General features: G+C 59.9%; 16 protein-coding genes. 6 read left to right on the top strand and 10 right to left on the bottom strand.

The genetic code is table 11. The features are described from left to right. Positions 1-89 precede the first annotated feature (89 nt). Positions 90-833 (bottom strand): 1-(5-phosphoribosyl)-5-[(5-phosphoribosylamino)methylideneamino] imidazole-4-carboxamide isomerase, encoded by a 744-nt coding sequence (locus V8359_RS00870; protein WP_336426808.1) that lies wholly within the window; start codon positions 831-833, stop codon positions 90-92. A 217-nt stretch (positions 834-1,050) separates the two neighbouring features. Here V8359_RS00870 and V8359_RS00865 point away from each other — a divergent pair, with 217 nt between their 5' ends. Beyond that, positions 1,051-1,491, top strand: coding sequence for a PRC-barrel domain-containing protein (locus V8359_RS00865; RefSeq protein ID WP_336426807.1), 441 nt, complete (start codon positions 1,051-1,053; stop codon positions 1,489-1,491). Between the two features lie 111 nt (positions 1,492-1,602). Here V8359_RS00865 and V8359_RS00860 read toward each other — a convergent pair whose 3' ends face one another. The 3 genes from V8359_RS00860 to fabD form a co-directional block, all read right to left on the bottom strand. After that, entirely contained in the window at positions 1,603-1,836 is a 234-nt protein-coding gene (locus V8359_RS00860; RefSeq protein WP_336426806.1) for an acyl carrier protein, read from the bottom strand. 231 nt (positions 1,837-2,067) lie between these two features. Beyond that, entirely contained in the window at positions 2,068-2,805 is a 738-nt protein-coding gene (gene fabG / locus V8359_RS00855) for a 3-oxoacyl-[acyl-carrier-protein] reductase (RefSeq protein WP_336426805.1), read from the bottom strand. Between the two features lie 71 nt (positions 2,806-2,876). After that, the gene (gene fabD / locus V8359_RS00850) at positions 2,877-3,821 is read right to left on the bottom strand and encodes an ACP S-malonyltransferase (protein WP_336426804.1); all 945 of its coding nucleotides are present in this window, start codon (positions 3,819-3,821) and stop codon (positions 2,877-2,879) included. 170 nt (positions 3,822-3,991) lie between these two features. Here fabD and V8359_RS00845 point away from each other — a divergent pair, with 170 nt between their 5' ends. Further along, positions 3,992-5,218, top strand: coding sequence for a cytochrome b/b6 domain-containing protein (locus V8359_RS00845; RefSeq protein ID WP_336426803.1), 1,227 nt, complete (start codon positions 3,992-3,994; stop codon positions 5,216-5,218). A 60-nt stretch (positions 5,219-5,278) separates the two neighbouring features. Here V8359_RS00845 and V8359_RS00840 read toward each other — a convergent pair whose 3' ends face one another. Both V8359_RS00840 and V8359_RS00835 read right to left on the bottom strand, forming a co-directional pair. Next, complete coding sequence (locus V8359_RS00840) at positions 5,279-5,857, bottom strand: YceI family protein (protein WP_336426802.1); 579 nt, start codon at positions 5,855-5,857, stop codon at positions 5,279-5,281. 130 nt (positions 5,858-5,987) lie between these two features. Beyond that, positions 5,988-6,491: a hypothetical protein gene (locus tag V8359_RS00835; RefSeq protein WP_336426801.1), complete on the bottom strand. Its 504-nt coding sequence runs from the start codon at positions 6,489-6,491 to the stop codon at positions 5,988-5,990. A 249-nt stretch (positions 6,492-6,740) separates the two neighbouring features. On the opposite strand from V8359_RS00835, the gene rpsF reads away from it, so the two are divergent. Genes rpsF through rplI form a run of 3 tightly spaced genes read left to right on the top strand, consistent with a single transcriptional unit; the run spans position 6,741 to position 7,988 of the window. Continuing rightward, positions 6,741-7,097, top strand: coding sequence for a 30S ribosomal protein S6 (rpsF, locus tag V8359_RS00830; protein WP_336426800.1), 357 nt, complete (start codon positions 6,741-6,743; stop codon positions 7,095-7,097). 17 nt (positions 7,098-7,114) lie between these two features. Then, positions 7,115-7,342, top strand: a complete 228-nt coding sequence (gene rpsR, locus V8359_RS00825; protein WP_093009826.1) for a 30S ribosomal protein S18 — start codon at positions 7,115-7,117, stop codon at positions 7,340-7,342. 10 nt (positions 7,343-7,352) lie between these two features. Next, positions 7,353-7,988, top strand: coding sequence for a 50S ribosomal protein L9 (gene rplI / locus V8359_RS00820; RefSeq protein ID WP_336426799.1), 636 nt, complete (start codon positions 7,353-7,355; stop codon positions 7,986-7,988). Between the two features lie 99 nt (positions 7,989-8,087). On the opposite strand, the gene V8359_RS00815 is transcribed toward rplI, so the two are convergent. Continuing rightward, on the bottom strand, positions 8,088-8,345 hold the full coding sequence (locus V8359_RS00815; RefSeq protein ID WP_336426798.1) for a DUF2312 domain-containing protein: 258 nt from the start codon (positions 8,343-8,345) through the stop codon (positions 8,088-8,090). Positions 8,346-8,576: 231 nt separating this feature from the next. Here V8359_RS00815 and V8359_RS00810 point away from each other — a divergent pair, with 231 nt between their 5' ends. Then, on the top strand, positions 8,577-8,795 hold the full coding sequence (locus V8359_RS00810) for a hypothetical protein (protein WP_336426797.1): 219 nt from the start codon (positions 8,577-8,579) through the stop codon (positions 8,793-8,795). On the opposite strand, the gene V8359_RS00805 is transcribed toward V8359_RS00810, so the two are convergent. The 3 genes from V8359_RS00805 to V8359_RS00795 form a co-directional block, all read right to left on the bottom strand. Then, positions 8,779-10,647 carry an enoyl-CoA hydratase/isomerase family protein gene (locus V8359_RS00805; RefSeq protein ID WP_336426796.1) on the bottom strand — a complete coding sequence of 623 codons (1,869 nt, stop codon included), beginning with the start codon at positions 10,645-10,647 and terminating at the stop codon, positions 8,779-8,781. The genes V8359_RS00810 and V8359_RS00805 overlap by 17 nt on opposite strands. Positions 10,648-10,813: 166 nt before the next feature. Further along, positions 10,814-11,026 (bottom strand): hypothetical protein, encoded by a 213-nt coding sequence (locus V8359_RS00800; RefSeq protein WP_336426795.1) that lies wholly within the window; start codon positions 11,024-11,026, stop codon positions 10,814-10,816. A gap of 147 nt (positions 11,027-11,173) precedes the next feature. Then, entirely contained in the window at positions 11,174-12,292 is a 1,119-nt protein-coding gene (locus tag V8359_RS00795) for a FliM/FliN family flagellar motor C-terminal domain-containing protein (RefSeq protein ID WP_336426794.1), read from the bottom strand. Positions 12,293-12,323: the final 31 nt, after the last annotated feature.

Raw genomic sequence — 12,323 nt, 5'->3', positions numbered from 1 at the left:
CGCCTCATACCCCGGCTTGCCCCCAATGGGCAAGACCGGCTGCAGGCCGGAACGTATCTGCCCCGCAAATCGGCGGAGCCTTGCGGGCCTCAGGTGAATTCAGCCGTGGGCTCGGAAGAGGGCTGAGCAATGGCCAGCGCCTCTTTCAGATCGACATCACGCGACAGAAGCGCGCGACCGATCAGCGTGCCGGCCACGTTCTGCACATATCTCAGGCGTGCCACGTCATCGACGTTACGGACCGTACCGCGGGCGATCACCGGATGGCGAGTCTGCCCCGCAAGGCTGGTGATCAGACCAAGGCTGGAATCGGCATCTGCGATATTGGCGTCGATGTCGGTCACGATCACCCCCGCGAGAGGCGCCTCTTCGAATGATCTGATGAAGTCGGCCGGGTCAAAGGCGCTTTTGCTGCGCCAACCCTCGGTCATCACCGATCCTTCGAATACGTCCACGGCAAGAACAATCTGATCGGGATGGAATTTGGCCATCTCCTTGAGAAGATCAGGGTCATGAGCGGCCATGGTCCCGATGACGATCCGGCCCGCGCCCTTGTCGATCCATTGCTCGACCTGTTCACGCGTGCGAAAACCGCCACCCAGTTGAACGGGAATTCCCACGCTGCGAATGATGTTCTCGATCAAATCGTGATTGCCGTTTTCACCGGAAAGACCGTCCATGTCGGTGATATGCATCCACTCGGCGCCGGCTTCCACAAAGCTGCGCGCGGTTTCAACCGGATCGACATGCCACAATACGGGCTCGTCGATACGCCCCCGCACAAGCGAAACGCATTTGCCGTTCAGAAGTTCAAGGGTGGGATAGATGATCATGAGTCTTTGGCCCTTTTAATGACAGCTCCGCGACCGGGCGGTCGGCATCGCATGTATGTGGGGATTTTGACGGTTCAGATGTTCTCAAATCGGCATCGACACGTCAATTCGCGGCGGAACAGAAATTATCCTTCGGCAGAGAAATTCAGGAACCTGTGCCACAGGGCTCCGTTGGTAACGCAGTGGAAACAAAACCAAGCACACGGAGCACTACGCAATGAAATTCCTTACGACGACAGCAATCGCCATGACTATGACCGCCACTGGCCTTATGGCAGATGAGTACGGTGACATGACGGATCTTGGTTCGAAAAAGGGTGAACTTATCCGTAGCCGTGACATAACCGATGCAGAAATCTATACCACAGATGCCGCCGATGATGAAGGATGGACCGACGAGGCCACCTACGAAAATGTCGGCGCGGACTGGAACGAAGTGGGTGAAGTCGAGGATCTGGTCCTGTCGAAGGACGGACAACTCGTGGGCGTTGTCGCCGAAGTCGGCGGATTTCTTGACGTCGGTGACAAGCATGTGGCCATTGCGATCGACGACATGAAACTCGTGCCGGTCGACGACAGGTCTTATGCCTATGTCACGCGCCTGAGCGAGGAAGAGCTCGAAGCATTGACCAGCGTTGATGAAGGTTTTTGGGATTGACTGTCCACCCGACAGCAAACCTGCATTGAAACGAAAAAAGGCGCGGGGAGCACCCGCGCCTCTTTTCAATCTTTCGTCCGGCGGCTTGGACGCCAGCCAGTCAAAGTCGCCTTACGAGGCTTCTTTGATGAACTTCACCGCATCACCGAAGGTCTGGATGTTCTCGGCGGCATCATCCGGGATTTCGATACCGAACTCTTCTTCGAACGCCATGACCAGTTCGACCGTGTCTAGGCTGTCTGCGCCCAGATCGTCGATGAAAGATGCGTTTTCGGTGACCTTGTCTTCGTCAACGCCCAGATGTTCCACAACGATCTTTTTCACGCGGTCTGCGATATCGCTCATGCCAAAATCCTTTTCGTTTCTCTCGGGCTCTTGGCCCATTCGCCGGTCCCGGTTTTGTCCGGCTCCGGGTTTCGGTTTTGCCCTACGGGCAGCGTTCGCGGCCCGGCTCCCTCAGAACCGCCCCGGCCAATCAGCGCCGCCTATAGCACATGCCACGCCGTTGGCAAATGATTTGTCCAGTGTGGGCACTCGGAGCCGGAATGGCAAGAGGGCGCCCTCCGCAGACGCATTTCAGAGCATTGCCATACCGCCGTTCACATGCAGTGTGGCACCTGTGACATAGCCTGCCTCGTTGCTGGCCAAATAGACGACGGCCGCGGCAATTTCATCGGGCTCGCCCATGCGCGCAGCCGGGATCTTCTCGTTGATGGCGGCTTTCTGCTCATCCGTCAGCTTCTGGGTCATGGCCGTGGCGATGAAACCCGGCGCAACCGCATTCGCCGTGATGCCCCGGCTGGCCACCTCGTAGGCGATGGATTTGGTCATCCCTACCATGCCGGCCTTTGACGCGGCATAGTTCACCTGACCGGGGTTGCCCGTGGCGCCCACGATCGAGCTTATGTTGACGATCCGGCCCCAGCGCGCCTTCATCATCGGCCGCATCACGGCGCGGCAAAGCCGCATCGTGCTGGTGAGGTTGACGTCGATGACCGACTGCCATTCCTCATCCGACATGCGCATGAAAATCTGATCCTTGGTGATCCCGGCGTTGTTCACAAGAATATCGAGCCCGCCCATCGCCTCAATCGCTTGTTTCGGCAAGGCGTCGACCGCCTCGGCATCGCCAAGATTGCAGGGCAGCACATGCGCCCGCTCGCCCAGCTCTGCGGCCAGCGCCTCAAGCGGCTCGACCCGCGTGCCACTCAGGCTGACAGTTGCGCCAGCCCCGTGCAAAGCCCGCGCGATAGCGCCGCCAATTCCCCCGGATGCACCTGTGACAAGCGCCCGCTTTCCCGTCAGATCAAACATGGTTCTTCCTTTCTGCCCAGCCGGACCGTGTGTTGGCACACGGTATATTCCTCTCCTTTGCGAGCGCCGGTTTACTCTGCGTTCGCAGCCTCGACCGCCGCCGTGACATCGTCCGGGGCACCCACCGTGCGGCAGGTCACGTCACGCGCGATGCGCCGGATCATGCCGCTCAGGGCTTTGCCCGCACCGATCTCCCAGATTTCCGTGACACCTTGCGCCACCATGAACTTCACCGACTCGCGCCAGCGTACCGCACCGGTGACCTGCCGAACCAAGAGCGCGCGGATCTTATCCGGGTCTTCAACCTCGCTGGCCTCCACATTCGCCACGAGTGGCACACGTGGCGTCTTGATCTCGACACTTTCAAGCGCCTCGGCCATCACCTTGGCGGCAGGCGCCATCAACTCGCAATGGAAGGGCGCACTGACAGGCAAAAGCATGGCTCTCTTCGCGCCCTTCTCCTTGGCGAGCGTCACGGCACGCTCGACCGCGGCCTTGTCGCCCGACACAACAACTTGTCCGGGATCGTTGTCGTTTGCGGCCTGACAGACATCATCATCAGCGGCCTCGGCCGCGATCGCACGGACATCGTCAAGGCCAAGACCCAGAATAGCTGCCATTGCCCCTACTCCGACCGGCACCGCCTCCTGCATGGCCGCGCCTCGCGTGCGCAGAAGCCGCGCCGTATCGGCCACCGAGAGCGACCCGGCCGCCGCCAATGCCGAATACTCACCCAACGAGTGCCCAGCCACGAAACGCGCCGCCTCGACGTTCACGCCCTCCGATTCGAGCGCCGCCATCGCAGCCAAGGAGGTCGCCATCAGCGCAGGCTGTGCGTTCCGGGTGAGGGTGAGTGCATCTTGATCGCCTTCCCAGATCAGGTGCGATAACTTCTCGCCCAGAGCATCGTCCACCTCTTCAAAAATAGCGCGGGACGCCGAATATGTTTCGGTCAGGGCACGCCCCATCCCGATGGTTTGTGCCCCCTGCCCCGGAAAAACAAATGCTCGGCTCATCCTGCGCGCTCCCTTGCGTGTTCTGCCCGTCGGATAGCGTGCCACGCAGGCCACGGCAACGCAATCATCCTCGCACCTGCGATGTGCGGAGGCGCGGATTGCGGCAGTGCGACAGTAAGCTATGTTGAAACAGGACCTTTTGACTCAAAGCGTGGCGACAAGGAAAACAGATGCAACTGACCAATTCCCACACCACCTACGGGGCAGTCTCCAAGACATTTCACTGGCTGACCGCCTTGCTGATCCTGAGCAATCTGGGTCTGGGCTTATGGGCCACCAATATTGCCGAAGCCATCGAGGATCCGGCCATAACCTCGACCGATGCGATGGTCGCGCGTGCCACATTTCTCTTTTCCCTGCACAAGACGATTGGCGTGACCATCTTCTTCGTCGCACTTGCGCGTATCCTGTGGGCGGTGACACATGTCAAACCCGGCCTTCTGAACGGTGACAACCGGCCCGAGGCGTGGCTGGCGGAGACCGTTCACTGGTTACTCTATGGCTCGCTCGTCCTCGTGCCGCTTACCGGCTGGGTCCATCACGCGGCGGCCACGGGTTTCGCTCCGATCTGGTGGCCCTTTGGTCAAGGCCTGCCATTCGTCCCCAAAAGCGCGTTCGTCTCGGAAACGGCTTCGACCCTGCACTATATCCTGCAATGGGTTCTGATCGGCGCGATCGCCGCCCACGTCGCGGGCGCGATCAAGCACCATGTCCTTGATGGCGACGCAACATTGCGGCGTATGCTGCCGGGGCATGGCGGCGCTGAGCCAACACGCGAACAACCCGGCCATGCCCTTCCCGCTGTGGCGGCTTTGATCATCTGGATGGCGGCGCTCGGCGGTGGGGCCTGGCTTGGCTGGTTTCCACAACACCACGCCGCAACTCAGGCTTCAGGAGCCAGCGCAGTCAACAGCCAGTGGCAGGTTCAATCCGGCACGCTCGCCATCGAGATCACTCAGATGGGCTCTACTGTTCGGGGGCAGTTTTCGGACTGGAGCGCGGATATCTCGTATGAGGAAACTGCCGATGCCGAAGGGCGTCACGGCTCTGTGGATGTCACGGTCGCCACGCCGACGCTCTCACTCGGATCAGTAACGGATCAGGCGATGGGTAGCGATTTTCTGGCAACCGAGGAACACCCCACGGCCCGCTACGAAGCAGACCTTGTTGAAACGCCCGAGGGGCTGATGGCAGACGGCACTCTGACCATTCGCGACATGACACAACCGCTCGACATTCCTGTCGACCTCGCGATCGAGAACGGCACGGCGACAGCCTCGGGTCGCGTCACCGTTGACCGGCGTGAGTTCAATATCGGGCAAAGCGTCAATGATGCAGACTCCCTTGCCTATGAGGTGGTCATCATGTTCGATCTGACCGCCACACGGCAGGAGTGATGCACAAAAAAGCCGCCCCGTCGACATGACGGGGCGGCTATAACACTTATCGCGCGTGCCTTATTCGGCTTTCTGCGCCTCGATCGAGATCATGACCTCCAACTCATCGCTGACCGGCGGGGCAAATTTGCCCAGACCATAATCAGACCGGTTGATCGTGGTCGTAGCATCAAACCCCGCGGTCATCTTGCCGCTCATCGGATGTTCAGCCGATTTGTTCAGCGACGCATCAAGCGTCACGGATTTTGTTTCACCGTTGATTGTCAGATCGCCGGTGATCTTGGCGGTCTCATCGCCCGTCACCTCAATCCCAGTGGACGTGAAAGTGATCAAGTCGCCTTCGCTCGCCCCGAAAAAGTCATCCGACATGAGGTGCTTGAACCGCTCCTCCCAGCCGGTAAAAAGTGACATCACAGGGATCGACACGTTCACAGAAGAATTTGCCGGGTCCTCCTGATCGAACATGATCTCGCCGTTAAAGCCCGAAAAAATATTGTAAGTCGTGGAATAGCCAAGATGGTTGTAGGTAAATAGGACTTGGCTGTGGCTCGCATCCAGCGTGTATTTTTCAGGCCCGGCCAACGCCGTCCCCGCCGTCAGTGTCAACGCGGCGGCGGCTGCCATTACTAAAGATTTCATTAGGTATCTCCCGGATATGTTTTACGCATGACAAGGAGTGTAATCGCGATTGGGCTTTGGACAATCCCTCAGGTGGTCACAAAACCTGTGTGCTGGCGAACATTCGCGCCGTTGACTTGCATGTCAGCACTCAGGCGCGCGTCGGAGCGAACGCCTCACGTAGTGCCGCGACCGCCGCGGGATCACGCACCGGGAGCGAAAGAACCCTGCGCCCGTCGACATCCTGCGCCGTCAGCCACCCATCGCGCAGCACGACATCGCTCAACATATCGAAATCGTGGACGATTTCTTTGCTGCGGGCTCCCTTGGCATCGTATTCACACATGCTGATCCGGCGGTTCCGGGGGTCGATGGTGATCTCTGGCGTCGTCTCTTGGGGCGTCGCCGTGATAAAATACAAGGCGCCGCCGGCGAACCCTACGGAAAAAACAAGCTTGATAAGCGGCATCAGCGTATCTTGCGGTGCGCTTGGCACGATCCATACACCAATCGCGGCAAGCAGCGAGACAACACTGAGAAAGCGCCAGACCACCACCTTGATAAGGTGCGTCGCGTCCATCCCGTCAGGTAGCGTTATCTCCATCATCGGAGGTCGTGCTCGTTCCGGCATGATCGTATCGGGCAAAGCTGTCATGGTGCGTCCTTCGTTCAGATCGTGTTAACCATGAGGGGCAAATGCGACCTGATTTGGGCGCGGGCTTGGCCATTGTCGGACGGCCTTGCGCGGTGCTGGTCCCCGGCTCTTGTGCGCCTGCCGGATTCGCGGTAACAGCGCGCGTCCGGTCGCAGAAAAGTTGAACCGCGCAGTCTCTCGTGGATGGGTCGCGATCCGGATGTAACAGACCCGTCCTTTGAAATGCGCCTTGATAAAAATGGAGCTGACATGCCGCTTTATGAGCATGTGTTTATCTCGCGTCAGGACCTGTCGAACACGCAGGCCGAGGGCCTCGTGGAGCACTTCAGCGGGGTCGTGACCGACAATGATGGCAAAGTCGTTGATACCGAATACTGGGGTATCAAGACAATGGCCTACAAGATCAACAAGAACCGCAAGGGCCATTACGCGTTCATGCGTACCGACGCGCCCGCAGGGGCCGTGCAGGAAATGGAACGCCTGATGCGTCTGCATGACGATGTCATGCGCGTTCTGACGATCAAGGTGGACGAGCACGCCGAAGGCCCCTCGGTCCAGATGCAAAAACGCGAAGAACGTGGCGAACGCCGCGAACGCCGCGCCTAAGAGAAGGAGACTAACTCATGGCTGCAAAACCATTTTTCCGCCGTCGCAAGGTCTGCCCCTTCTCTGGTGAGAATGCACCCAAGATCGACTACAAGGACACCAAGCTGCTGCAACGCTACGTCAGCGAACGCGGCAAGATCGTGCCCTCGCGCATCACCGCGGTATCAGCCAAGAAGCAACGCGAACTGGCCCGCGCCATCAAGCGCGCACGCTTCCTCGCCCTTCTGCCCTACGCCGTGAAGTAAGGAGAGAGACATGCAAGTTATTCTTCTTGAACGCGTCGCCAAGCTTGGCCAAATGGGCGAAGTCGTGGACGTGAAACCCGGTTATGCCCGCAACTACCTCCTGCTTCAGGGCAAGGCGCTGAGTGCTTCCGAAGCCAACATCGCCGCTTTCGAAGAGCAGAAGGCACAGCTTGAGGCGCGCAACCTCGAAACCAAGAAAGAGGCCGAGAAGCTGGCCTCCGATCTCGACGGCAAACAGTTCACCGTGATTCGTCAGGCGGCGGACTCGGGTGCTCTCTACGGGTCGGTCACGACGCGCGACGCGGCACAGACCGCAACCGCCGAAGGTTTCTCGCTAGACCGCAAGCAAGTGCTCATCCGGCAGCCGATCAAGGAACTGGGTCTGCACGAAGTGCATGTGACGCTTCACCCCGAAGTGGAAGCCACGATCATTCTGAATGTCGCACGCTCGCCCGAAGAAGCCGAACTTCAGGCATCTGGCAAGTCGATCCAGGAACTCGCAGCCGAAGAAGAAGCGGCGGCGGATTACGAAATCGCCGAACTCTTCGACGATATCGGTGCTGCGGCATCCGACGACGAAGACCTTGCCGAGACTGTCGAAGAGGCCCTTCCCGAAGATGGGGACGAAGACCGGTCGAACGACTGATCTTCAATCGACACGCCTCTGAAATGCAGAAAGCCGCGCATCCTTTGCGCGGCTTTCTCTTTTCAGGTATCGGCGACCGGTTTCAAGCGCCAACCGAAATCAGCTCATGCCCAGAGCTTCCTTATACATCTCCAGCACCGCCTCTTCTTCGGCGATATCGTCCTTGTCGCGCTTGCGCAGCGAAATCACCTTGCGCATTACCTTGGTGTCATAGCCGCGTGCCTTAGCTTCGGCCATCACCTCTTTCTGCTGATCCGCGAGATCCTTTTTCTCGGCCTCGAGGCGTTCGAAGCGTTCGATAAACTGTCGAAGTTCGTCGGCGGTCACGCGATAGGTGCTGTCGGCTGCATCCTGCATGGGGCATCTCCTCTGATATATCTTGGCCGGCAAGGCGTTCGGGTCATGACGCGCCAACACGTGGGTTCGCGGCATCTATTCATCGCACGCTTTAGTGCGTTTCGGGGCGCGCGCGCAACCTGACATTCGCAAAGGCATCAAAGAACCCTACGCCCGCAGTCTCCCCCGCCTCTTGTCAGACAGCGAAACCTCGGATACCGGTCACGCGCGCACCAAAGGAGAGATGCCGTTATGGAGACGCTGATCTGGCTTGGAGCCGCCGTATCACTGGTCGGGCTACTCGGGCTTTTGTGGTGCATCTTCCGCATATGGAAGGCACGCAAAGCGGGCCTTTCCGATGAAGCCTTGCGCGCCGAGGTTCAGAAGGTCGTCCCGGTCAACACCGCGGCTCTTCTGCTCTCGATGTCGGGGCTGATGCTTGTCGTGCTCGGGATCATTCTGACGTCCTGACCTGCGCTTCAAAGCTGTAGGGCCGGGAATAGAAGTCCTGCCCCTCGCGGATCATCAAACTCCAGGCGTCCACAGGCGATAGCGTGCTGTGCTGCGGCGCATTCACCTTTTCGAGCGTCCGCAACAGGGGCAGCAACCCCACTTCGTCCGCCTCGAAAAGTGGCCCGCCACGAGAAACGTCATGCCCGAGCGCAACAACATGGATAAGATCAATGTCGGATGGGCGCATCACCGCCCCGCGCGCCAAACCATGCAGCGCGACATTGACCATCGCGGCATGCAACGCCTGCGTCAATGGCACCTCTGATGGCGGGTCTTGGGGTGCGGCCTCGGGAATTGGCCAGCCCGTCAAATCCGAAAACCGCGTGACCGCCTGAGCAAGTCGGGTCTGTCCCATCGCGTTCATGGCCGCGAAAGGCCTCTGCGAACAGCCCAGATCACGGGCCGCCGCATCAATCTGTGCTTCCTGCCAACCGGCCACCCGCAAATCGAGGGCCGAGGCGTAGAGCCCGTATTCGATCCATGCCGTCGCATTTCCGGCCCCAAGATCGGACCGCAGAAGCAGTTTCCCTGCTCCACGCGCAAAGGCGACAGCCTTGGACAGCACGCTGTCATTGGTGCCGCTTGGGGCCGAAATCTCTGCGATACCGGTCCCCTGCGCGAGTGTCCTGAACCAGATCGCGGGCGTTGCCAGATCAGGTGGCGGGCCAAGCCGCATCACAGCATCCCCTTGGGAAAGCGGCGCGGTGCCCGTATGTATCGTGAGCGCCGCTTGATCGCCACCTTCATCCTGCAACGACAGACGCGACAGGCGTGCCGCACGGGTCTCGGGCGGCAAGGCCCCTTTGGCCTCTGCCTGTCTATACATCTGCTCGACTCTCTGGGACGCGGCCCGCGCTTCGGGGCCCTTTACGGCCACCGCCCAACCGGTATCAAGCGCAAGCCGGATCAGATCCGGCAACTCGGCGCCATTCCCACCAAGGCAAAGGTGCCGCGCGTTATTCGGAACCGGCCTCAAGCCGGGTAAGCTTCGGGCGCGTTGCCGTGCCTTGGCAAGGTGACGGGCCGTCTGCGCCGCTTTGGACATTGCGCAGTCTTCGCCGAGACAGGTTTCCAATGCGACACCCTGATCAAAGGGAAGCAAAAGTGCGGTCTCTACCGCCCGCACGATTGCGGCGGCGGCCCCGCCTGACTGCTGGGTGATCTGATTTTCGATGTCACGCATCGACAGGAGATACGCACCGGGGTCCGAGAAGCCCGCAGTTTGGAGCCGTGTTTGCAGCGGTTGCGCCATCTTACGCGCATGGGCGACCGATTGTGCGACAACGTCACCGCCCGCAATGCCGTTGATCACCCGCTTTAGGATCGGATCCGATGCCGCCGTCGGCTGTCCCGACAACATAAGCTGCAAGGCCCTCTGCGCACCGATCAGCCGGGGTAAGCGCTGTGTCGCACCGCCACATGGGATCAGGTGCATCTTCACCTCGGGCCAGGCCAACCGAGCCGTTGGCGCGGCAATGCGCGCATGAGCGGCAAGCGCGAGCGAGGCCCCGGCTCCGCTCACCAGACCCGAAAGGGCCGCAACGACCGGAACCTCCGAAGCTTCGATCATGTCGCAAAGATTTGCCACATCCGACAGGGCTTCGGGACGGGCCAGCGACTCGATGTCGAGCCCGGCCGAGAAATTCCCGTTCGCGCCGCACAGCACCACGCCCGCCACACCCGGCATCGCGATCGCCTTGGAGAAGGCATCTTCCAAGTCCCGCCGAACGCCCTCGGTCAGGCCGTTTGCCGGCGGGTGCAGTATCGTCAGGACGGCGATATCGCCTTCTTGGCGCGCTTCAACACTCACACTTTTGTGCCCTTGCATAACCCGGTTTCATTTGACCGATCCGGAGCAGCTTGGGCAAGTGTGATTAAAGCGTTTCGCGAAGCGCAGCCCGACATTCAGGCGTTGCAGGCGTTTCGCCCTTCGCTGATGGCTCAGGTTAAAGGCGAAACGTCTCAATAACGAAGTGTCAAATCGGCATGTTATCGAACAGCGATTCGATCGCCTCTTCCTCAAGTGATTTGAGCATGTGGCGCGCGCCTTGTGGGGGCGTATCGCCATGGGCTTCACGCTGTGCGATCATGCGGCGCAACTTGGGTATATGCGTATAGCGCGCGTTTGGCGGGCATGTTTCAATGGTCCGCATCAGGCTCGTCAGGCTTTCTTGGTGCTGAGTCGACATGTGTGATCCCCCCGATCTTGCAACGTGCGGTCTGCACGTTCGCCTATTCTACCCAAGAGTGTAACACAGGAATGTCGCCAACAGTTTGACTGGTATCAAATACGCGCCGTTCCTGCGAAACTCCGCCTGTTCACTCTCCTCATCTTGTCAGGGGTCCGTCGGAAGCGGCGCTTGGTCAGGCTGTTGCGCATCCTGTGCTTCGATGTAACTGGTGCTTTCATGCTTGGATTTGTCAGCGGCGTGCTCTGGCGCCTTACCGATGTCAGTGGTCGCGGCAGGGTTGCCCTTCACCTCTTTCCCGGGCCTATCCGGCGTGGTCATTGCATTGGTCAATGCCTGCATTCCGTCGTCTTGCGCGGGGGCATCACGCTTCGGCATCGAGTCTTCGGGCCCGCGCACATCCGAAAGCAACCGCACCGCGCGCGCGCCGTTCAACTGGCCCAATCGCGCCTCAGAGACCAGATGCCCCCGCGTCCCTTCAAGTCGCAAGCTTAGCGCCGAGCCACCCTGCACCTGGACACTATCGCCCACAGTGAGGCCAAGCGCCTGTTCAAGAGGCATTGTGACCCGTCCCAGCACCGCCTGAAGTGCCACGGGCGCCTCCATGACGATTGCGCCCAACGCCTCGGCGAGGGCCGTGTCAGACGGGGGGCCTTCGGTTTCTGTTCGGACCGCAGCACAATTCGGAATTATAAAATCCAACACGCCCGCACGCCTCCCATTGGCGAGTGAAACCGACACACGGAAGTGTTGAAAAGTTTCTCCATCAAGGGACAGCTCCAGTGCGTGCACATCTTCAAGCATGGCGCCAAAGCGATATCCCACCCAAGCTTCGGCCTCAGGCAACTCGGCAAGACGTGCATCGAACTCCTTGAATGTCGCGTCGATCAGCGGCGCGATCAGGGCCGCATCCGTCCTTGTCAAGGCGCGCTCAGTCACCTGTCTTTCGGTCACATGACCGATGGTCAGTTGCTCGATCACCGAGGTCAGAGCGGCGAAATCGATCCGAACGGCCCCTCGGCGGCCTGCCTCCCCCTCAACCAGAAGGAGCAAGCCGGATTCGCCACAAGCGGGAGAGAGGTCCGCACGCGCGACCATCGTCTGTTCCAGCGTCGTCACGGAAAGCGCAAGGTCCATTTCGACATCAGCGGCCTTGGCAAGACCAAGCCGCAACGCTTTGGCAGGGGACATCGCGCGCGCATCGAACTCTTCGCGCGCGACGCGGGCCTTTCTGTGAATGACAGTATCGGCAGCAGCCGTTTCCATGAAGCGTCCAACCTTGCCGGGTGTTTTTCGT

It is taken from the genome of Roseovarius sp. E0-M6, assembly GCF_037083845.1.
Taxonomy (GTDB): domain Bacteria; phylum Pseudomonadota; class Alphaproteobacteria; order Rhodobacterales; family Rhodobacteraceae; genus Roseovarius.
The sequence above is the reverse complement of the archived record's forward strand: the minus strand, read 5'-3'. Positions and strand labels throughout refer to the sequence as shown.

What these genes read in the sequence shown, in the direction of transcription:
- V8359_RS00810 (WP_336426797.1), top strand. Translation starts at nt 8,577, where the DNA reads ATGGAGACGCTGATCTGGCTTGGAGCCGCCGTATCACTGGTCGGGCTA.
- V8359_RS00840 (WP_336426802.1), bottom strand. Translation starts at nt 5,857, where the DNA reads ATGAAATCTTTAGTAATGGCAGCCGCCGCCGCGTTGACACTGACGGCG.
- rpsF (WP_336426800.1), top strand. Translation starts at nt 6,741, where the DNA reads ATGCCGCTTTATGAGCATGTGTTTATCTCGCGTCAGGACCTGTCGAAC.
- V8359_RS00870 (WP_336426808.1), bottom strand. Translation starts at nt 833, where the DNA reads ATGATCATCTATCCCACCCTTGAACTTCTGAACGGCAAATGCGTTTCG.
- V8359_RS00860 (WP_336426806.1), bottom strand. Translation starts at nt 1,836, where the DNA reads ATGAGCGATATCGCAGACCGCGTGAAAAAGATCGTTGTGGAACATCTG.
- V8359_RS00845 (WP_336426803.1), top strand. Translation starts at nt 3,992, where the DNA reads ATGCAACTGACCAATTCCCACACCACCTACGGGGCAGTCTCCAAGACA.
- fabG (WP_336426805.1), bottom strand. Translation starts at nt 2,805, where the DNA reads ATGTTTGATCTGACGGGAAAGCGGGCGCTTGTCACAGGTGCATCCGGG.
- V8359_RS00835 (WP_336426801.1), bottom strand. Translation starts at nt 6,491, where the DNA reads ATGACAGCTTTGCCCGATACGATCATGCCGGAACGAGCACGACCTCCG.
- V8359_RS00865 (WP_336426807.1), top strand. Translation starts at nt 1,051, where the DNA reads ATGAAATTCCTTACGACGACAGCAATCGCCATGACTATGACCGCCACT.
- rplI (WP_336426799.1), top strand. Translation starts at nt 7,353, where the DNA reads ATGCAAGTTATTCTTCTTGAACGCGTCGCCAAGCTTGGCCAAATGGGC.
- fabD (WP_336426804.1), bottom strand. Translation starts at nt 3,821, where the DNA reads ATGAGCCGAGCATTTGTTTTTCCGGGGCAGGGGGCACAAACCATCGGG.
- V8359_RS00795 (WP_336426794.1), bottom strand. Translation starts at nt 12,292, where the DNA reads ATGGAAACGGCTGCTGCCGATACTGTCATTCACAGAAAGGCCCGCGTC.
- rpsR (WP_093009826.1), top strand. Translation starts at nt 7,115, where the DNA reads ATGGCTGCAAAACCATTTTTCCGCCGTCGCAAGGTCTGCCCCTTCTCT.
- V8359_RS00800 (WP_336426795.1), bottom strand. Translation starts at nt 11,026, where the DNA reads ATGTCGACTCAGCACCAAGAAAGCCTGACGAGCCTGATGCGGACCATT.
- V8359_RS00815 (WP_336426798.1), bottom strand. Translation starts at nt 8,345, where the DNA reads ATGCAGGATGCAGCCGACAGCACCTATCGCGTGACCGCCGACGAACTT.